The 555-nt window shown below is 53.3% G+C and carries 6 tRNA genes; all 6 read left to right on the top strand.

From position 1 onward, the window contains the following. Window positions 1-23 precede the first annotated feature (23 nt). The 6 genes from COI44_RS18615 to COI44_RS18590 all read left to right on the top strand — a co-directional run bounded on the left by COI44_RS18615 (window position 24) and on the right by COI44_RS18590 (window position 551). Window positions 24-99 (top strand) — tRNA-Val (locus tag COI44_RS18615). A gap of 3 nt (window positions 100-102) precedes the next feature. Continuing rightward, window positions 103-175, top strand: a tRNA-Thr gene (locus COI44_RS18610). 14 nt (window positions 176-189) lie between these two features. Then, window positions 190-272: transfer RNA gene (locus tag COI44_RS18605), tRNA-Leu, on the top strand. A 22-nt stretch (window positions 273-294) separates the two neighbouring features. After that, window positions 295-369, top strand: a tRNA-Gly gene (locus COI44_RS18600). An 8-nt stretch (window positions 370-377) separates the two neighbouring features. Next, window positions 378-464: transfer RNA gene (locus COI44_RS18595), tRNA-Leu, on the top strand. 10 nt (window positions 465-474) lie between these two features. Then, window positions 475-551, top strand: a tRNA-Arg gene (locus tag COI44_RS18590). The last annotated feature ends 4 nt before the right edge of the window (window positions 552-555 follow it).

Genomic DNA, 555 nt, shown 5'->3' with positions numbered 1-555 from the left:
GTAGAACGTCGCTTGGTTTTGATGGAGGATTAGCTCAGCTGGGAGAGCACCTGCCTTACAAGCAGGGGGTCGGCGGTTCGAGCCCGTCATCCTCCACCATATGCCGACTTAGCTCAATTGGTAGAGCAACTGACTTGTAATCAGTAGGTTGGGGGTTCAAGTCCTCTAGTCGGCACTCTTTNNAATATTGCGGGTGTGGCGGAATTGGCAGACGCGCTAGACTTAGGATCTAGTACTTCGGTGTGGGGGTTCGAGTCCCTTCACCCGCACCATTTAAATTTATAAGCAGTATACGCGGAAGTAGTTCAGTGGTAGAATACAACCTTGCCAAGGTTGGGGTCGCGGGTTCGAGCCCCGTCTTCCGCTCCACATATGCTGCCGGGGTGGTGGAATGGCAGACACACAGGACTTAAAATCCTGCGGGGGTTGACCCCGTGCCGGTTCGAGTCCGGCCCTCGGTACCATTTATAATATGCGCCCGTAGCTCAATTGGATAGAGCGTTTGACTACGGATCAAAAGGTTATGGGTTCGAGTCCTTTCGGGCGCGCCATATT

This window comes from Bacillus sp. AFS088145 (genome assembly GCF_002564465.1).
Classification (GTDB): Bacteria; Bacillota; Bacilli; order Bacillales; family Bacillaceae_G; genus Gottfriedia.
This window is presented reverse-complemented; position numbering and strand designations above follow the sequence as displayed.